Source organism: Streptomyces sp. MBT53 (assembly GCF_016654115.1).
Lineage (GTDB): Bacteria > Actinomycetota > Actinomycetes > Streptomycetales > Streptomycetaceae > Streptomyces.
The window spans coordinates 1-18,854 of record NZ_JAEQAZ010000106.1 but is presented as its reverse complement, the minus strand read 5'-3'; the positions used below and the strand labels follow the sequence as shown (position 1 = coordinate 18,854).

At 69.5% G+C, this 18,854-nt stretch carries 17 protein-coding genes; 11 read left to right on the top strand and 6 right to left on the bottom strand.

Going from position 1 to position 18,854, the window contains the following annotated elements; genetic code table 11:
* Positions 1 to 101 precede the first annotated feature (101 nt).
* The 7 genes from gap (at position 102) to pgi (ending at position 7,241) form a co-directional block, all read left to right on the top strand.
* A complete protein-coding gene (gene gap, locus JHN45_RS31985) occupies positions 102 to 1,112 on the top strand; it encodes a type I glyceraldehyde-3-phosphate dehydrogenase (protein ID WP_200712138.1) in 1,011 nt (336 codons plus the stop codon).
* A 146-nt stretch (positions 1,113 to 1,258) separates the two neighbouring features.
* A complete protein-coding gene (pgk, locus tag JHN45_RS31980; protein ID WP_201052264.1) occupies positions 1,259 to 2,470 on the top strand; it encodes a phosphoglycerate kinase in 1,212 nt (403 codons plus the stop codon).
* Positions 2,471 to 2,475: 5 nt separating this feature from the next.
* Positions 2,476 to 3,252, top strand: coding sequence for a triose-phosphate isomerase (tpiA, locus tag JHN45_RS31975; RefSeq protein WP_200712136.1), 777 nt, complete (start codon positions 2,476 to 2,478; stop codon positions 3,250 to 3,252).
* Positions 3,253 to 3,356: 104 nt separating this feature from the next.
* Complete coding sequence (gene secG / locus JHN45_RS54160; protein ID WP_200712135.1) at positions 3,357 to 3,590, top strand: preprotein translocase subunit SecG; 234 nt, start codon at positions 3,357 to 3,359, stop codon at positions 3,588 to 3,590.
* Between the two features lie 207 nt (positions 3,591 to 3,797).
* Entirely contained in the window at positions 3,798 to 4,133 is a 336-nt protein-coding gene (locus JHN45_RS31965; protein ID WP_003957010.1) for an RNA polymerase-binding protein RbpA, read from the top strand.
* Positions 4,134 to 4,265: 132 nt separating this feature from the next.
* Positions 4,266 to 5,534: an MFS transporter gene (locus JHN45_RS31960; protein WP_200712134.1), complete on the top strand. Its 1,269-nt coding sequence runs from the start codon at positions 4,266 to 4,268 to the stop codon at positions 5,532 to 5,534.
* 54 nt (positions 5,535 to 5,588) lie between these two features.
* Positions 5,589 to 7,241 (top strand): glucose-6-phosphate isomerase, encoded by a 1,653-nt coding sequence (pgi, locus tag JHN45_RS31955; protein ID WP_201052262.1) that lies wholly within the window; start codon positions 5,589 to 5,591, stop codon positions 7,239 to 7,241.
* A 65-nt stretch (positions 7,242 to 7,306) separates the two neighbouring features.
* On the opposite strand, the gene pgl is transcribed toward pgi, so the two are convergent.
* The 5 genes from pgl to tkt are packed head-to-tail and all read right to left on the bottom strand — an operon-like array spanning position 7,307 to position 14,030.
* Positions 7,307 to 8,089, bottom strand: a complete 783-nt coding sequence (gene pgl, locus JHN45_RS31950) for a 6-phosphogluconolactonase (RefSeq protein WP_201052259.1) — start codon at positions 8,087 to 8,089, stop codon at positions 7,307 to 7,309.
* Positions 8,090 to 8,095: 6 nt separating this feature from the next.
* On the bottom strand, positions 8,096 to 9,250 hold the full coding sequence (gene opcA / locus JHN45_RS31945) for a glucose-6-phosphate dehydrogenase assembly protein OpcA (RefSeq protein WP_201052249.1): 1,155 nt from the start codon (positions 9,248 to 9,250) through the stop codon (positions 8,096 to 8,098).
* A complete protein-coding gene (zwf, locus tag JHN45_RS31940) occupies positions 9,247 to 10,785 on the bottom strand; it encodes a glucose-6-phosphate dehydrogenase (RefSeq protein WP_200712130.1) in 1,539 nt (512 codons plus the stop codon). Before zwf ends, opcA begins: the two co-directional genes overlap by 4 nt.
* 4 nt (positions 10,786 to 10,789) lie before the next feature.
* The gene (tal, locus tag JHN45_RS31935) at positions 10,790 to 11,908 is read right to left on the bottom strand and encodes a transaldolase (protein WP_200712129.1); all 1,119 of its coding nucleotides are present in this window, start codon (positions 11,906 to 11,908) and stop codon (positions 10,790 to 10,792) included.
* Positions 11,909 to 11,942: 34 nt separating this feature from the next.
* Positions 11,943 to 14,030 carry a transketolase gene (gene tkt, locus JHN45_RS31930; RefSeq protein ID WP_201052247.1) on the bottom strand — a complete coding sequence of 696 codons (2,088 nt, stop codon included), beginning with the start codon at positions 14,028 to 14,030 and terminating at the stop codon, positions 11,943 to 11,945.
* A gap of 356 nt (positions 14,031 to 14,386) precedes the next feature.
* Between tkt and JHN45_RS31925 the strand changes: the two genes are divergently transcribed.
* The 4 genes from JHN45_RS31925 (at position 14,387) to JHN45_RS31910 (ending at position 17,731) form a co-directional block, all read left to right on the top strand.
* Entirely contained in the window at positions 14,387 to 15,340 is a 954-nt protein-coding gene (locus tag JHN45_RS31925; RefSeq protein ID WP_200712143.1) for a heme o synthase, read from the top strand.
* Between the two features lie 78 nt (positions 15,341 to 15,418).
* Complete coding sequence (locus JHN45_RS31920; RefSeq protein ID WP_200712127.1) at positions 15,419 to 15,751, top strand: hypothetical protein; 333 nt, start codon at positions 15,419 to 15,421, stop codon at positions 15,749 to 15,751.
* Between the two features lie 105 nt (positions 15,752 to 15,856).
* A complete protein-coding gene (locus JHN45_RS31915) occupies positions 15,857 to 16,963 on the top strand; it encodes an amidohydrolase family protein (RefSeq protein ID WP_200712126.1) in 1,107 nt (368 codons plus the stop codon).
* An 18-nt stretch (positions 16,964 to 16,981) separates the two neighbouring features.
* Positions 16,982 to 17,731: a nucleotidyltransferase domain-containing protein gene (locus tag JHN45_RS31910; protein WP_200712125.1), complete on the top strand. Its 750-nt coding sequence runs from the start codon at positions 16,982 to 16,984 to the stop codon at positions 17,729 to 17,731.
* A 4-nt stretch (positions 17,732 to 17,735) separates the two neighbouring features.
* Here the strand turns inward: JHN45_RS31910 and JHN45_RS31905 are convergent, their stop codons facing one another.
* Complete coding sequence (locus JHN45_RS31905; protein ID WP_200712124.1) at positions 17,736 to 18,746, bottom strand: heme A synthase; 1,011 nt, start codon at positions 18,744 to 18,746, stop codon at positions 17,736 to 17,738.
* Positions 18,747 to 18,854: the final 108 nt, after the last annotated feature.

The window sequence follows — 18,854 nt, the reverse complement described above, 5'->3', positions numbered from 1 at the left end:
TGTCACCACGGGGGGCTCAGGGAGGTAGGGTCGTAGGCGGTCGGGGACATCCCATACAACTCGCCGGCACTGAGCCGGCGTACCAACGAGGAGATCGGTTCGTGACGATCCGCGTAGGCATCAACGGCTTTGGCCGCATCGGTCGTAACTACTTCCGCGCGCTGCTGAAGCAGGGTGCTGACATCGAGATCGTGGCTGTCAACGACCTGGGTGACACCGCGACCACCGCTCACCTGCTCAAGTACGACACCATCCTGGGCCGCCTGCAGGCCGAGGTGTCGCACACCGCCGACACGATCACCGTCGACGGGCACACGATCAAGGTCCTGTCCGAGCGCAACCCCGCCGACATCCCGTGGGGCGAGCTGGGCGTCGACATCGTCATCGAGTCGACCGGCATCTTCACGAAGAAGGCCGACGCCGAGAAGCACATCGCCGGCGGCGCCAAGAAGGTCCTCATCTCGGCTCCGGCCAAGGACGAGGACATCACCATCGTGATGGGCGTCAACCAGGACAAGTACGACGCGGCCCAGCACCACGTCATCTCGAACGCCTCCTGCACCACCAACTGCGTGGCGCCGATGGCCAAGGTTCTCGACGAGAACTTCGGCATCGTCAAGGGCCTGATGACCACGGTGCACGCGTACACGAACGACCAGCGCATCCTGGACTTCCCGCACTCGGACCTGCGCCGCGCGCGTGCCGCCGCCGAGAACATCATCCCGACCACCACCGGTGCCGCCAAGGCCACCGCCCTGGTTCTCCCGCAGCTCAAGGGCAAGCTCGACGGCATCGCGATGCGCGTCCCGGTCCCGACCGGCTCGGCCACCGACCTGGTCGTGCAGCTCCAGCGCGAGGTCACCAAGGACGAGGTCAACGCCGCGTTCAAGAAGGCCTCCGAGGACGGCGACCTCAAGGGCTACCTGACGTACACCGAGGACCCGATCGTCTCCTCGGACATCGTCGGCGACCAGGCCTCCTGCACCTTCGACTCCCTCCTGACCATGGTCCAGGACGGCACGTCGGTGAAGATCCTCGGCTGGTACGACAACGAGTGGGGCTACTCCAACCGCCTCGTCGACCTCACGGTCTTCGTCGGCGGCCAGCTCTGACCCCCGGAGCAGGCAACTCGATGTGAGCCAGGGCCCGGGCAGCGCACGCCGCGCTGTCCGGGCCCTGCGCCACGTGGTGATCGATCAGCCCTCTCGGATCCGAAGAGCCCGAAGAGCTTGAAGAGCCTTCCCTAGGAGCCCCATTCATGAAGACGATCGACGAACTTCTCGCCGAAGGCGTGGACGGCAAGCGGGTCTTCGTCCGCGCCGACCTCAACGTCCCGCTCGCCGACGGCCTCATCACCGACGACGGCCGCATCCGCGCCGTCCTGCCCACGATCAAGGCACTCGTCGAGGCGGGCGCCAAGGTGATCGTGGCCTCGCACCTGGGCCGCCCCAAGGGCGCCCCGGACCCGGCCTTCTCCCTGCTGCAGCCCGCCGAGCGGCTCGCCGAACTCCTCGGCGCGCCCGTCGCGTTCGCCCAGGACACGATCGGCCCCGCCGCCCACGACGCGGTGCGCGGCCTGGAGCCCGGCCAGGTCGCGGTCATCGAGAACCTGCGCTTCAACGCGGGCGAGACCGCCAAGGACGACACCGAGCGCGGCGAGTTCGCCGACCAGCTCGCCGCCCTTGCCGATGTCTACGTAGGCGACGGTTTCGGTGCCGTGCACCGCAAGCACGCCTCCGTGTACGACCTCCCGGCCCGGCTGCCGCACTACGCCGGCTACCTCATCGCCACCGAGGTCGGCGTCCTGAAGAAGCTCACCGAGGACGTCAAGCGGCCCTACGTCGTCGCCCTCGGCGGCTCCAAGGTCTCCGACAAGCTCGCCGTCATCGACCAGCTCCTCGGCAAGGCCGACCGCATCCTCATCGGCGGCGGCATGGCCTTCACCTTCCTCAAGGCCCAGGGCTACGAGATCGGCGCCTCCCTGGTCCAGGACGACCAGCTGCCCGCCGTCACCGAGTACGTCGAGCGCGCCGCGAAGAACGGCGTCGAACTCGTCGTCCCCGTCGACGTCGTGGCCGCGACCGCCTTCCCGGACCTGAAGACGAAGGCCCCCTCCCACCCCGTCACCGTCGCCGCGGACGCCATCCCGGCCGACCACATGGGTCTCGACATCGGTCCCGAGACCGGTGCCCTGTACGCCTCGAAGCTCGCCGACGCGGCCACCATCTTCTGGAACGGCCCGATGGGCGTCTTCGAGCACCCCGACTACGCCGAGGGCACCAAGGCGGTCGCCCAGGCCCTCGTCGACTCCCAGGCCTTCACCGTCGTCGGCGGTGGCGACTCCGCCGCCGCCGTCCGCATCCTGGGCTTCGACGAGACGGCATTCGGCCACATCTCGACCGGCGGCGGCGCCTCCCTCGAATACCTCGAGGGCAAGACGCTCCCCGGCCTCGCCGCACTGGAGGACTGACCTTAATGAGCACGCGCACGCCGATCATGGCGGGCAACTGGAAGATGAACCTCAACCACCTCGAGGCCATCGCCCACGTCCAGAAGCTCGCCTTCGCCCTCGCGGACAAGGACTACGAGGCCGTCGAGGTCGCCGTCCTGCCGCCCTTCACCGACCTGCGCTCCGTGCAGACCCTGGTCGACGGCGACAAGCTCAAGATCAAGTACGGTGCCCAGGACATCTCGGCCCACGACTCCGGCGCCTACACCGGCGAGATCTCCGGAGCCATGCTGGCCAAGCTGAAGTGCACCTACGTGGCCGTTGGCCACTCCGAGCGCCGCCAGTACCACGCCGAGACCGACGACGTCGTCAACACCAAGATCAAGGCCGCCTACAAGCACGGCCTCACCCCGATCCTGTGCGTCGGCGAGGAACTGGAGATCCGCGAGGTGGGCAACCACATCGCCCACACGCTCTCCCAGGTCGTCGGCGGTCTCAAGGACGTCCCGGCCGAGCAGGCCGAGTCGGTCGTCATCGCCTACGAGCCTGTCTGGGCCATCGGCACCGGCAAGGTCTGCGGCGCCGACGACGCCCAGGAGGTCTGCCAGGCCATCCGCGGCAAGCTCGCCGAGCTGTACACCCAGGAGCTGGCCGACCAGGTCCGCATCCAGTACGGCGGCTCCGTCAAGTCCGGCAACGTCGCCGAGATCATGGCCAAGCCCGACGTCGACGGCGCCCTGGTCGGCGGTGCCTCGCTGGACGCCGACGAGTTCGTCAAGATCGTGCGCTTCCGCGACCAGTGAGACCGTGAGTAGGCCGTAGCGACGATCCGTCGTACCCTTGCGGGGACATGGCTCCACAGCCATGTCCCCGTCGTCCGTCCGAATCCGAGGAAGTTGGTCCAGCCGTGGTTTTGGGGTTCTCGATTGCCCTGATCGTCTTCAGCCTGCTGCTGATGCTGCTGGTGCTGATGCACAAGGGGAAGGGCGGCGGTCTCTCCGACATGTTCGGTGGCGGCATGTCGTCGTCCGTCGGTGGTTCTTCGGTCGCCGAGCGCAACCTCGACCGCATCACCGTGGGGCTCGGTCTTCTGTGGTTCACCTGCATCGTCGTGCTCGGCCTGCTGATGAAGACGAGCTGACCGCACGTTCCTTCGCACATTCCGTACGTAAGGCCCCATGTTCGGTACGCGCAGCTGAGCGCGGCCTATCATGGGGCTTGCGTCTAGGTGTAGGGGCTGTAACTCCAACCACTGGACGCGCGTTGGGCCTTACGTAGACTGAGGCGCTCGCAACGGAGCGAAAACGCCGACTCGCTTCGCGGCACCATCACGCAGGGAGTTACGACCGTGGCAAGTGGCAACGCGATCCGTGGAAGCCGGGTCGGGGCGGGGCCGATGGGTGAGGCCGAGCGTGGCGAGTCCGCGCCCCGGCTGCGCATCTCCTTCTGGTGCTCCAACGGGCACGAGACGCAGCCCAGCTTCGCCAGCGACGCGCAGGTCCCCGACACCTGGGACTGCCCGCGCTGCGGCTTTCCCGCCGGACAGGACCGGGACAACCCGCCGGACCCGCCGCGCACCGAGCCCTACAAGACGCACCTCGCGTATGTACGGGAGCGGCGCAGTGATGCGGACGGCGAGGCGATCCTCGCCGAGGCACTCGCCAAACTGCGGGGAGAAATCTAGGAGTTGAACCGGCCGGACGCCCACAAGGTGTCTGGCCGGAGCTGTTTCCCACCCCGGCGGCCGACCGGCCCCGGACCGATTGTCAGTGGCACCCTCTACGGTTTGTGCATCGGCGGACCGTGAGGGGGAGTGGTGACGACGGTCGAGGTGACGGGCAGTCATGTGCCCGCGTGGCGTGGGGGGTTCGGGCGGCTGTGGAGCGCCGCCGTGATCTCCCGGTTCGGGGACGCGCTGCGAGGTGCGGCCCTGCCGCTGCTCGCCGTATCGCTCACCGACCGGCCCCTGCTCATCGCCTCCGTGACCGCCTGCGGCTATCTGCCCTGGATCGTCTTCGGACTGCTCGGCGGCGCGGTCGCCGACCGGGTGGACCAACGGCGCGCGATGTGGACGGTGGACACCGCCCGCGGACTGCTCGTCGCCGCCTTCGCCACGGCCGTCGCGCTCGGCCACGCCTCGATCCTCCTGCTCATCGCGCTGGCCTTCGCACTGACCACACTCCAGACACTCTTCGACAACGCCTCTACGGCCCTGCTGCCGGCCCTGGTGGACCGCGCGGCACTCGGCAGCGCCAACGCCCGGCTGATGACCGGGCAGAAGATCGCGAGCGGGCTGATGGGAGCGCCCGTGGTGCCCCTGCTGATCGCCGCGGGCGCCGCGGTTCCCTTCGTGGCCGACGCCGGGACCTTCCTGCTGGCCGCCGCACTGGTCGCCTCCCTGCGCACCGGGGCACCCGAGCGAGCGCCGAGACCGGCGGGCGGCACATTGCGCGGGGAGATCGCCGACGGGCTGCGCACCCTGTGGCGCGACCGGCCCCTGCGCGGGCTGTGCGCCGCGACGGCCCTGTGCAACATCGGCATGGGCGCCCTGATCGCCACCCTGGTCGTCCTGGTGACCGGCTGGCTGGACGCCGGCACCACCGGATACGCGGCGGCGACCACCGCGTTCACCGTCGGAGGTCTGGCCGGGGGAGCGATGACCCGACGGATCACCACCCGCCTCGGCCCGATGCGGAGCGTGCTGCTCGCGGGCCTGGTGCAGACCGGCGCCCTTGTCGTCATGGGCTCCGTGCGCAGCCTGATCGCGGTGGTGGCGGCACTCGGCGTCTTCGGCTTCATGAGCATGCTGTGGAACGTCAACACGACCACGCTGATGCAGCAGCGCACGCCTGCCGACATGCTGGGCCGGGTCAGCTCCGCCTTCCGCACCCTGGCCACCGTCGGAGCCCCGCTGGGCGCCCTCCTCGGCGGTGGAGCCGCCGAGGCCTGGGGACTGAACACCCCCGCCCTGGTCACCGCCGCCTTCTTCGTCCTGTCGGTCATCGCACTGATACCTGGGGTCAAGCCGGACGTACCTGTTGTTGCCCCGCAGGACGGCGCGACGACGGCTCACGCCACGGGCTGATCAATTAGGTTGGAACCGGCCCCCAGGTCGGTAGGAAAGAAGGCTGAAGTCGCAATGAACGCAGACGGCCGTACCAGGCTCAACCAGACGCCCGAGTGGACCGCTCTCGCCAAGCACCGCGAGGAGCTCGGCGAGGTGCAGCTGCGGGAGCTGTTCGCCGCCGATCCCGGACGCGGCACCGGCTACACGCTCAAGGTCGGTGACCTGCACCTCGACTACTCGAAGCACCTCGTCACCGACGAGACCCTGCGGCTGCTGCACGCGCTGGCCGCCGCCACGGACGTGTTCGGCCTGCGGGACGCCATGTTCCGCGGCGAGAAGATCAACGTCACCGAGGACCGCGCGGTCCTGCACACCGCGCTGCGCGCCCCGCGCGACGCGGTGATCGAGGTCGACGGCGAGAACGTCGTCCCGCAGGTGCACGCGGTCCTCGACAAGATGGCCGGCTTCGCCGACCGGGTCCGCTCCGGCGAGTGGACCGGCCACACCGGCAAGCGCATCAAGAACATCGTCAACATCGGCATCGGCGGCTCCGACCTCGGCCCGGCGATGGCCTACGAGGTGCTGCGCAGCTTCACCGACCGCGATCTGACGGTCCGCTTCGTGTCGAACGTCGACGGCGCCGACCTGCACGAGGCGACCCGCGACCTCGACCCGGCGGAGACGCTGTTCATCATCGCCTCGAAGACCTTCACCACCATCGAGACGATCACCAACGCGACCTCCGCCCGCGACTGGCTGCTCACCGAGCTGAAGGCCGGTCAGGACGCCGTCGCCAAGCACTTCGTGGCGCTGTCGACGAACGCCGGCAAGGTGAGCGAGTTCGGCATCGACACGGCCAACATGTTCGAGTTCTGGGACTGGGTCGGCGGGCGTTACTCCTTCGACTCCGCGATCGGGCTCTCCCTGATGATCGCCATCGGCCCGGACCGCTTCCGCGAGATGCTCGACGGTTTCCACCTCGTCGACGAGCACTTCCGCACCGCGCCCGCCGAGTCCAACGTGCCTTTGCTGCTGGGCCTGTTGGGCGTCTGGTACGGCAACTTCCACGACGCCCAGTCCCACGCGGTCCTGCCGTACAGCCACTACCTCTCCAAGTTCACCGCGTATCTGCAGCAGTTGGACATGGAGTCGAACGGCAAGTACGTGGGGCGGGACGGCCAGGAGGTCGACTGGCAGACCGGGCCTGTGGTGTGGGGCACGCCGGGTACGAACGGGCAGCACGCGTACTACCAACTCATCCACCAGGGCACGAAGTTGATCCCGGCGGACTTCATCGGCTTCGCCGAGCCGGTGGCCGAGCTGAGCGACGGGCTGAAGGCGCAGCACGACCTGCTGATGGCCAACTTCTTCGCGCAGACACAGGCGTTGGCGTTCGGCAAGACGCCCGACGAGGTGCGCGCGGAGGGCGTCCCCGAAGAACTCGTGCCGCACAAGACCTTCAAGGGCAACCACCCCACGACCACCATCCTGGCCCGCGAGCTGACCCCCTCCGTGCTCGGCCAGCTCATCGCGCTCTACGAGCACAAGGTGTTCGTGCAGGGCGCGGTCTGGAACATCGACTCCTTCGACCAGTGGGGCGTCGAGCTGGGCAAGGTTCTCGCCAAGCGCGTCGAACCCGCCCTCACCGAAGGCGCCGACGTGCCCGGCCTGGACGCCTCGACGACGGCCCTGGTCGCCAAGTACCGCGAGCTGCGCGGGCGTTGAGACACGGAAGAGCCCGTACGACGGACATGACGTCGTCGTACGGGCTCTTCAGCAGCACGCAGGTGTCAGGCCGAAGCCGGCGGATACAGTGCGCGCGGCAGCTGTGAGGCCGCCGCCGCGTCCAGCAGCCACAGGGTGCGGGAGCGGCCCTGGGCGCCGGCCGCCGGTGCCTGGATCTCGCCCGCGCCGGACAGCGCGATGGCTGCGGCCTCCGCCTTGTCCGCGCCCGCCGCGAGCAGCCACACCTCACGCGCGGAGCGGATCGCCGGCAGGGTCAGGGTGACCCGGGTCGGCGGCGGCTTGGGCGCGCCGTGGACGCCGACGACCGTGCGCTCGGTCTCCCGTACGGCGGGCAACTCCGGGAAGAGCGACGCCACATGGGTGTCCGGGCCGACGCCCAGCATCAGGACGTCGAAGGTCGGGACGGAGCCATGGTTCTCGGGACCGGCCGACCGGGCGAGCTCCTCGGCGTAGCCCGCCGCCGCCGCTTCCACATCGGCGCCGTAGAGACCGTCCGACGCGGGCATGGCGTGCACGCGCTTCGGGTCCAGCGGCACCGCGTCGAGCAGCGCCTCGCGGGCCTGGGTGACATTCCGCTCCGGGTCGCCCTCGGGCAGGAACCGCTCGTCGCCCCACCACAGGTCGAGGCGGCCCCAGTCGATGGCGTCGCGGGCGGGCTGTCCCGCCAGGGCTGCCAGCAGACCGTTGCCGTTGCGACCGCCGGTGAGCACGATCGAGGCGTAGCCGCGCGAGGCCTGCGCGTCCACGATCTTCGTGATCAGCCGGGCCGCGGCGGCCTGGGCCATCAGTTCCTTGTCGCGGTGGACGACGAGCTGGGGAGTGCTCACTGCGGATCAGCCTTCTTGCTTCTTGACCGGGGGCATCTTCGCGGGGGTCGGCCGCTCGGCGTCACCCTCGCCCGCCGAAGCGGAGGCCGAAGCGGACGTCGATGCCGGAGCCGACGTAGCAGCCGATGCCGATGCCGCCGGAGCCGACGCGGGCGTCGCCTCCGGTACCGCGCGGACCGGCAGCGCCGGTACCGGCTGGTCGGCCGCCGCTTCCGCCCGCTCCGCCGCCGACTGGATACCGCCCAGCCGGTCCACGCCGAAGCGCAGCGCGGACGCGTACGTGTCGTCCGGGTCGAGCCGGCGCAGCTCCTCCGCGAGGAGTTCGGACGTCTCGCGGCGCTTGAGCGCCACCGCGCGGTCCGGCTGGCCGGGCAGTGCCAGGGTGGCCATCGCCCCGTCCGACCGGTGCAGCGTGATGGGACCGCCGGTCGTCTCCAGGCGGACCTGGGTCAGACCGGGACCGGCGGAGACCGCCCGCCGGACATGCACATGGAGCCGGTCGGCGAGCCACATCGCGAGCAGTTCGACGCTCGGGTTGGACTCCTCGCCCGCCACCTCGACGGAGACGATCTCCGTGGAGACCTGGTCGAGCGCGGCGGCCAGCATCGAACGCCAGGGCGTGATCCGGGCCCAGGCCAGGTCGGTGTCGCCCGGCTGGTAGCTCTCGGCGCGGGACCGGAGCTCCTCGACGGGCTTCTCCGCCGCGTAGCTGTCGGTGACCCGGCGCTGGCTGAGGGCGCCCAGCGGGTCGGCCGACGGGTCGCGCGGCGCGTCCACCGACCACCAGACGACCACCGGCGCGTCCGGCAGCAGCAACGGCAGCACCACGGACTGGGCGTGGTCGGAGACCTCGCCGTACAGCCGCAGGACGACCGTCTCGCCGCTGCCCGCGTCCGCGCCCACCCGTACCTCGGCGTCGAGGCGGGACTGGGTGCGGTCCCGGGGGGAGCGGGAGACGCGCTTGATGACGACGAGCTTGCGGGAGGGGTGCTCGTGCGACGCGTCGCTGGCGGCCTTCAGGGCGTCGTAGGCGTTCTCCTCGTCCGTGACGACGACGAGGGTGAGCACCACGCCGACGGCCGGGGTGCCGATGGCGCGGCGGGCTTTCACCAGCCCCTTGTTGATCTTGCTGGCAGTGGTGTCGGTGAGGTCTATCTTCATGGCCGGCGCCAGCTCCGTCCCTCTCGTGCGAGCATTTCGTCCGCCTCGACCGGACCCCAGGTCCCGGACTGGTACTGCGCGGGCTTGCCGTGCTTGTCCCAGTACCGCTCGATCGGGTCGAGGATCTTCCAGGACAGCTCGACCTCCTCGGTGCGCGGGAAGAGGTTCGAGTCGCCCAGGAGGACGTCGAGGATCAGCCGCTCGTACGCCTCGGGGCTGGACTCCGTGAACGACTCGCCGTAGGCGAAGTCCATGGAGACGTCCCGGATCTCCATCGAGGTGCCGGGCACCTTGGAGCCGAAGCGGACCGTGACGCCCTCGTCGGGCTGGACGCGGAAGACGATCGCGTTCTGGCCCAGCTCCTCCGTCGCCGTCTGGTCGAAGGGGGAGTGCGGGGCGCGCTGGAAGACGACCGCGATCTCGGTGACGCGGCGGCCCAGGCGCTTGCCGGTGCGCAGGTAGAAGGGGACGCCCGCCCAGCGGCGGTTGTCGACCTCGACCTTGATGGCCGCGTAGGTGTCGGTCTTCGACTGCGGGTCGATGCCGTCTTCCTGGAGGTAGCCGACGGCCTTCTCGCCGCCCTGCCAGCCCTCGGCGTACTGCCCGCGGACCGTGTTCTTCCCCAGGTCCTTCGGCAGCCGTACCGCGCCGAGCACCTTCTCCTTCTCGGCGGCCAGCGCGTCGGCGGAGAAGGAGGACGGCTCCTCCATCGCGGTCAGCGCCATCAGCTGCAGAAGGTGGTTCTGGATGACGTCACGGGCGGCGCCGATGCCGTCGTAGTAGCCGGCCCGGCCGCCGATGCCGATGTCCTCGGCCATGGTGATCTGCACGTGGTCCACGAAGGACCGGTTCCAGATCGGCTCGAACATCGTGTTGGCGAAGCGGAGCGCCAGGATGTTCTGGACGGTCTCCTTGCCGAGGTAGTGGTCGATGCGGAAGACCTGGTCCGCGGCGAACACCTCGTGCACGACCTTGTTGAGGTCCTCGGCCGACTTGAGGTCGTGGCCGAAGGGCTTCTCGATGACCGCGCGGCGCCAGGAACCCTTCTCCTGGTCGGCGAGACCGTGCTTCTTCAGCTGCTGGATGACGACCGGGAAGGAACGCGGCGGCACCGACAGGTAGAAGGCGAAGTTGCCGCCCGTGCCCTGTGCCTTGTCCAGTTCGTCGATCGTGTCGCGCAGCCGCTCGAAGGCGTCGTCGTCGTCGAAGGTGCCCTGGACGAAGCGCATCCCCTGGACGAGCTGCTGCCAGACCTCCTCACGGAACGGCGTACGGGAGTGCTCCTTGACCGCGTCGTGGACCTCCTGCGCGAAGTCCTCGTGGGCCCACTCGCGCCGGGCGAAGCCGACGAGCGAGAAGCCCGGCGGCAGCAGACCCCGGTTGGCGAGGTCGTACACGGCGGGCATCAGCTTTTTGCGTGACAAATCGCCTGTGACGCCGAAGATGACCAGGCCCGACGGCCCCGCGATACGCGGGAGCCGTCGGTCGGCGGGGTCACGAAGCGGATTCGCCCCGGAACCGGAATGAGGAGCCAAGGTCTCAGCCCTCCGAGGGGGCGAGGCGCGCAAGCTCCGCCTCGGTCGACTTGAGCAGGTCGGTCCAGGAAGCCTCGAACTTCTCGACGCCCTCGTCCTCCAGCAGCTGCACGACCTCGTCGTAGGAGATGCCGAGCGCCTCTACGGCGGCGATCTCGGCGCGCGACTGCTCGTACGTGCCGGAGATGGTGTTCCCGGTGATCTGGCCGTGGTCGTCGGTGGCCTCGAGGGTGGCCTCCGGCATGGTGTTCACCGTGTTCGGCGCCACCAGGTCGTCCACGTACAGGGTGTCCTTGTACGCCTTGTCCTTGACGCCGGTCGAGGCCCACAGCGGACGCTGCTTATTGGCCTGCGCCTTGTCGAGGGCGGCCCAGCGCGGCGTGGAGAAGACCTCTTCGTACGCCTCGTAGGCGAGCCGCGCGTTGGCGAGACCGGCCTTGCCGCGGGCGGCCTTGGCCTCGTCGGTGCCCAGCGCGTCGATCCGCTTGTCGATCTCGGTGTCCACGCGGGACACGAAGAAGGACGCCACCGAGTGGATCTTTGCGAGGTCCAGGCCGCGCTCCTTGGCCTTCTCCAGGCCCGCGATGAACGCGTCCATGACCTCGCGGTAGCGCGCCAGCGAGAAGATCAGCGTGACGTTGACGCTGATGCCGAGGCCGATGACCTCGGTGATCGCCGGGAGACCCGCCCGGGTGGCCGGGATCTTGATCAGGGTGTTCGGGCGGTCCACCAGCCACGCGAGCTGCTTGGCCTCGGCGATCGTCGCCGCCGTGTTGTGCGCCAGGCGCGGGTCGACCTCGATGGAGACCCGGCCGTCCTGGCCGCCGCTCGCGTCGTAGACCGGGCGCAGGATGTCGGCGGCGTCACGGACGTCCGCCGTCGTGATCATGCGGATGGCTTCCTCGACGGTCACCTTGCGGGCGGCGAGGTCGGTGAGCTGCTGCTCGTAACCGTCGCCCGACGAGATGGCCTTCTGGAAGATCGACGGGTTGGTGGTGACGCCCACGACGTGCTGCTGGTCGATCAGTTCGGCGAGGTTGCCGGACGTGATCCGCTTGCGCGACAGGTCGTCCAGCCAGATCGCGACGCCTTCTTCAGAGAGGCGCTTGAGTGCGTCTGTCATGGAAAATGCATCTCCTACGTGTCGTTTGTCAGCGTCAGCTCTGGGCGGCGGCGAGGGATTCCCGGGCCTTGGCGGCCACGTTCTCGGCAGTGAAACCGAACTCCTGGAAGAGCACCTTGCCGTCGGCGGAAGCCCCGAAGTGCTCCAGGGAAACGATGCGGCCGGCGTCCCCGACGAACCGGTACCAGGTCAGACCGATCCCGGCCTCGACCGCGACCCGCGCCTTGACCGACGGCGGCAGCACGCTGTCGCGGTACTCCTTGTCCTGCGCCTCGAACCACTCCACGCACGGCATGGACACGACCCGCGTCGGCACGCCGGAGGCCTCCAGCTGCTCGCGCGCCTCGACGGCCAGGTGCACCTCGGAACCGGTACCGATGAGGATCACCTCGGGCGTACCCGTGGACGCCTCGAACAGGACGTAACCGCCCTTGGCGGTGTCCTCGTTGGCCTCGTACGTCGGCACACCCTGACGCGTCAGCGCGAAGCCGTGCGGGGCACCCTTGCCGTAGACCTTGGTGTAGCGGCGCAGAACCTCGCGCCAGGCGATCGCCGTCTCGTTGGCGTCGGCCGGGCGGATCACGTTCAGACCCGGGATCGCGCGCAGCGAGGCCAGGTGCTCGACCGGCTGGTGCGTGGGGCCGTCCTCGCCGAGGCCGATGGAGTCGTGCGTCCACACGTACGTCACCGGTACGTGCATCAGCGCGGAGAGACGGACCGCGTTGCGCATGTAGTCGGAGAAGACGAGGAACGTACCGCCGTAGACACGGGTGTTGCCGTGCAGCGTGATGCCGTTCATCTCCGCGGCCATGGAGTGCTCGCGGATACCGAAGTGGATCGTGCGGCCGTACGGATTCGCCTCCGGCAGCGGGTTGTCCGCCGGGAGGAACGACGAGGTCTTGTCGATCGTCGTGTTGTTGGAGCCCGCGAGGTCGGCCGAGCCGCCCCACAGCTCCGGGATGACCGCGCCGAGCGCCTGCAGCACCTTGCCGGACGCGGCCCGGGTGGCGACACCCTTGCCCGCCTCGAACACCGGAAGGGCGTCCTCCCAGCCGACCGGCAGCTCACCCGCGGCGATGCGGTCGTACTCGGCGGCGCGCTCCGGGTTGTTGGTGCGCCATTCCTGGTACGACGGCTCCCACGCGGCCTTCGCCTCGCGGCCCCGCTCCAGCGCCTGACGGGTGTGCTTGAGGACGTCGTCGGAGACGTCGAAGGACTTCTCCGGGTCGAAGCCGAGGACACGCTTGGTGGCCGCGACCTCGTCGGCGCCGAGCGCCGAGCCGTGCGCGGCCTCGGTGTTCTGCGCGTTCGGCGCCGGCCAGGCGATGATCGAGCGCATCGCGATGAACGACGGCTTGTTCGTCACCTTCTTCGCGGCCTCGATGGCGTTGTAGATGGCGTGCGGGTCCAGGTCGCCGTCCGGCTTCGGGGCGACGCGCTGGACGTGCCAGCCGTAGGCCTCGTAGCGCTTGACGGTGTCCTCGGAGACAGCTGTCTCGGTGTCGCCCTCGATGGAGATGTGGTTGTCGTCCCACAGGAGGATCAGGTTGCCGAGCTCCTGGTGGCCGGCGAGCGAGGACGCCTCACCGGAGATGCCCTCCTGGAGACAGCCGTCACCGGCGATCGCGTAGATGAAGTGGTCGAACGGCGACTCGCCCTGCGGGGCGTCCGGGTCGAACAGGCCGCGCTCGTAGCGGGCGGCCATGGCCATGCCGACGGCGTTGGCGACACCCTGGCCCAGCGGGCCGGTCGTCGTCTCCACACCGGTGGTGTGCCCGTACTCGGGGTGCCCCGGAGTCTTGGAGCCCCAGGTGCGGAACGCTTCGAGGTCGGCCAGCTCCAGGCCGAAACCGGCCAGGTAGAGCTGTGTGTAGAGGGTCAGGGACGAGTGACCGGCGGACAGGACGAACCGGTCGCGTCCCACCCAGTCGGCGTCGGCGGGGTCGTGGCGCATCACCTTCTGGAAGAGGGTGTACGCGGCCGGGGCCAGGCTCATCGCCGTACCGGGATGGCCGTTACCGACCTTCTGTACGGCATCGGCTGCCAGGACGCGCGCGGTGTCCACGGCGCGCTGGTCCAACTCGGTCCAGTCGAGGTCTGTTGTGGTCGGCTTGGTGCTCACCCTGGGTCAGGGCTCCTCTCCACATGTCACGCATGTCGAATGCCGGTGCACGCGGCGCCCACCGGCCGTTGTCGAGCCTACCCCCGTAAGAACGTGCATTTTTTCGAGTCATTCCAGACTGCCGGGACTCTCGGGGATCCGCCTCCCGACCGGTCCGTTCCGCATTCGGCAACTGAATACGGAGGTGCTCGTTCGAGTGCTCAACAGAGTGCTGATCAGCTCTTCCGGAGGCGCTGCCCAACACGACCCCACCCCCGCGAATGTCCGGGTCTGGGCAACGTCTACAGTGGCGTGGTACGCGCGAGCCTTTACGGGGAGTTCACACCCGGAGGCTTGCTGGGATGTCTCTGTCAGGGGTGTGCGTGACGGCCGTTGAATCCCGTCCAGCGGGGATTGTCGGGGCGAGTCAGAGCCCGAGCCGGCGGCCGATCGGGGCCCGGGTCATGGCGTTCGTGGCGCTGACGAAGCCGCGGATCATCGAGCTGCTGCTGATCACCACCGTTCCGGTGATGTTCCTGGCCCAGCAGGGTGTGCCCGACCTCAAGCTGGTCCTTCTCACCTGCCTCGGCGGCTATCTCTCCGCCGGTGGCGCGAACGCGCTCAACATGTACATCGACCGCGACATCGACGCGCTCATGGACCGCACCTCGCAGCGCCCTCTCGTCACCGGGATGGTCAGCCCCCGCGAGTGCCTCGCCTTCGGCATCACCCTCGCCGTCGTCTCGACACTCCTCTTCGGCCTGACCGTCAACTGGCTGTCCGCGTGGCTCGCGCTCGGAGCGCTCCTCTTCTACGTCGTCGTCTACACGATGATCCTCAAACGACGTACGTCGCAGAACATCGTGTGGGGCGGAATCGCCGGCTGCCTCCCGGTCCTCATCGGCTGGTCGGCGGTCAAGGACTCCATGTCCTGGGCCCCCATCATTCTTTTCCTCGTCATGTTCTTCTGGACGCCGCCGCACTACTGGCCGCTCTCCATGAAGGTCCGCGACGACTACGCGCGCGTGGGCGTTCCGATGCTTCCGGTCGTCGCCTCCAACAAGGTCGTCGCCCGGCAGATCGTGATCTACAGCTGGGTCATGGTCGCGGTCTCCCTCCTCCTCACCCCCCTCGGCTACACCGGCTGGTTCTACACCCTGGTCGCGCTGCTGGCCGGCGGCTTCTGGCTCTGGGAGGCACACGGCCTCCAGAACCGCGCCAAGGCCGAGGTGACCGGCGGCAAGCTCAAGGAGATGCGGCTCTTCCACTGGTCGATCACCTACGTGTCGATCCTCTTCGTGGCGATCGCGGTGGACCCCTTCCTCAGGTAGCGCACCGCCTCCTCCTGAGGCAGGAGTCACTCCCCCCGCCCGTCGCCGTCCGGCCTACCCGTCGGTAGCATCCTGGCCATGGCAGACACGCAGCAGGTTGACGCGAAGGCCGAGCGCCAGGTGGCCCGCCTCGCCAAGCAGATCGGCACCTTCTCCAAGGCGCACGGCGGGGCCGAGGGCCAGGTCGCGTACATCGGGGAACGCGGCGCCCGCATCGTCCTGGTCGGCGAGGACGGCGGCTGGGGCGACCTGGTCGCCACGACCTACGAGATCGCCCGGCAGGCCGTCGAGAAGTCCGGCATCACCGTCCACGAGGCCTTCGACGGCGAGTTCGCGTCGAAGGTGACGACGGGGCGGTACGAATGGAGCCGCATGGCGGGAATCCAGGTCGGCGGTCCGAGCAACGGCTGACGACCGGGCGCCCCCTCACACGGGGTGCGTACGAGCAACACCTCACCCCCGGTTCACCCGTTAGGCCCCGTACAAGCGACGCGGTCACTGCCACGGGGAGCCCGGATGATCGAAACGCCGTCCCTCGTGGACCAGTACTGCCACGGCGTACTGAGAACGGAGCTGGGCCTCGGCACGTTCGAGGCCCAACTCGCCCGCACCGAGGGCCCACCCGCCCCCGGCACCACCCTCTTCGACACCCAGACCGGATTCGCCGTACGGCGCTGGTGCCCGCCCCTCCTCGGCCTGGAACCGCACTGCCCGCCCGCCCGTTATCTCGCCCGGCGCCGTGAACTCGGCGTACTGGAAGCGGGCCGCAGGCTGCTGCGCGGTAGCGGCATCACGACGTATCTGATCGACACGGGCCTGCCCGGCGACCTCACAGGACCCGCCGAGATGGCGACGGCCGGTCAGGCGGACGCGAGGGAGATCGTCCGCCTCGAACTCCTCGCCGAACAGGTCGCCGACACCTCGGGCACTGTCGAGTCCTTCCTCGCCAACCTCGCCGAGTCGGTGCACGGCGCCGCCGCCGGCGCGGTGGCCTTCACCTCCGTGGCGGGCGTACGGCACGGCCTCGCGCTCGCGCCGGAACCTCCCGGCCCGGGCGAGGTCCGGGGCGCGGCCGGCCGCTGGCTGGCAGGCCGCAGGGTCGGCGGGGCGCTCAGCGATCCCGTGCTCCTACGACACCTGCTGTGGATCGCCGTGGCCTCCGGGCTGCCCCTCCAACTCCACGCGGGACTCGGCGAACCGGGCCTCCGCATCGACCGCACCGACCCCGTCCTGCTCACCGACTTCGTGCGCGCGACGGCCGGGCTCGGCACCGACCTGGTGCTGCTGCACAGCTACCCGTACCACCGGCACGCGGCCCACCTGGCCGGTGTCTTCCCGCACGTCTACGCCGACTCCGGTGCCGCCCTCGTCCGCACCGGCGCCCGCGCCGCGACCGTGCTCGCCGAGATCCTGGAGCTGGCCCCCTTCGGCAAGATCCTGTTCTCCAGCGGGGCCCACGGACTGCCCGAACTGCACGTCGTGGGCGCGCGGTTGTTCCGCGAGGCGCTCGGGCGGGTGCTCGGCAACTGGGTCGCCGAGGGCGCCTGGTCACTGGCCGACGCGCAACGGGTCGCGGGACTGATCGCGGTCGGCAACGCCAAACGGGTGTACGGGCTGGAGTGAGCTGTACAGACTGGGCCAATGCCGACCGACGCGTTGCTCGACCGCTTCCTGACCGAACTGGCCCCCCTGAAGCCCGTCGCCGTGTGGGCCCACGGTTCGCTCGCCGGGGGCGACTACCAGGAGGGCCGCAGCGACCTGGACCTGATAGCCATCCTGGACCATCCCCTCAAGCCGAGCACCGCCCGCCAACTCGTCGCCCTCCACCGCGGCCTGCGCACCGACCCCCTCGCCGTCCGCCTGCACTGCAGCTACCTCGCCCCCGGGACCCAGGACGCCCCGAACCAACGGCACCTCACCTGGGCGCACGACCACGTCACCCGCCGGCCCGTCACGCCCGTCACCCGGCGTGAACTGCACGAATTCGGGCGGGTGTTGCAGGGCGGATCACCGAAGGAACTGCTGCCGGCGGTGACGGACCAGGAGCTGGCCGAGTTCGTCGTACGGGACCAGCGGGAGTTCTGGCGGCCGGCCGTCGACAAGCCGCAGATCTGGCTCGAGAACGGCTGGATCGACGTGGGCCTGACCACCTTCGCCCGCGCGACCGTCACCCGCCGGGACGGCCGCCTGATCACCAAGCGCGAGGCCCTCGACCTGCTGCCCGGGCTTGGCGCTCCGGTGGAGGTCGTAGAAGACATCGTACGGAGGCGTTACGACGATACGGTCCCGTCCGCCGCCTCCGTAGAGAGCGATTGGCTCCGGCGCCGGGCGGAGCTGACCCGGGCCTATCTCGGCCCGGCGATCGACGAGTTGGTCACCCGCTACGGGTGATGCCTCACGCGCGCGTGGGCACCGACTGCTCGGCCGAGGGCCCCGGCAGGTCGGCGAGCACGTCGGGCCGCTCGCGCAGCGACAGCAGCACCCGCAGCACCCCGATCCACACCAGGCAGGAGCCGAGCATGTGGACGGCGACCAGGGCCTCGGGGAGGTTGGTGAAGTACTGGACGTAGCCGACGACGCCCTGGGAGAGCAGGATCAGGAACAGCTCGCGGGTGCGGTCCAGCGGGCCCTTCGGGGCGTCGACCGCCTTGAGGACGAACCACAGGGCGAACGTCAGCGTGACCACGATCCAGGCGAGCACCGCGTGCAGCTTGGCGACCGTCTCCCAGTCGATCGGGATCCGGTCGACCTCCTTGGAGTCACCCGCGTGCGGACCCGCGCCGGTCACCACCGTGCCGACCGCGATCAGCAGCACGGAGGCGGTGACCAGGAACCACACCAACTGCTGCACGGCCTTGCCGACCAGCGGCTTGGACTCCGCGTCGCCCTCCCGGCTGCGCTGCCACATCAGCGTGGCGACCGCGATCAGCGCAGAGGAGAGCAGGAAGTGGGCCGCGACCGTGTACGGGTTCAGACCGACCAGCACCACGATCCCGCCGAGGATCGCGTTGCTCATCACGATCCAGAACTGCGCCCACCCCAGCCGGGTGAGGGAGCGGCGGTACGGCTTCTCCGAGCGCGCCGCGATGATCGCCCAGCCGACGGCGGCACACAGCACGTACGTCAGCATCCGGTTGCCGAACTCGATGGCACCGTGGAAGCCCATCGCGCTCGTCGTGGTCAGCGAGTCGTCCGTGCACTTGGGCCAGGTCGGGCAGCCGAGCCCCGACCCCGTCAGCCGCACGGCACCGCCGGTGACCACGATGACCACCGACATCACGAGCGCGGCGAGAGCCGCCCGCCGAACCGTCCGGGGATCCGGGGTCCAGCGTGCGGCGATGAAGGCGAGGGGGTTGCGCACGGCGGCTACGACGTCGGCACGGGTCACGTTTGGCACGGGGTCCATCGTAGGGGGGTGCTTGTGCACGCTTTCACGAGGGTCCGGAACAGACCGCTTCTCACCCCTCCCGGCTTACTCCCAGCGGAAGAACGCCCCCGCCGCCCCCAGCCCCAC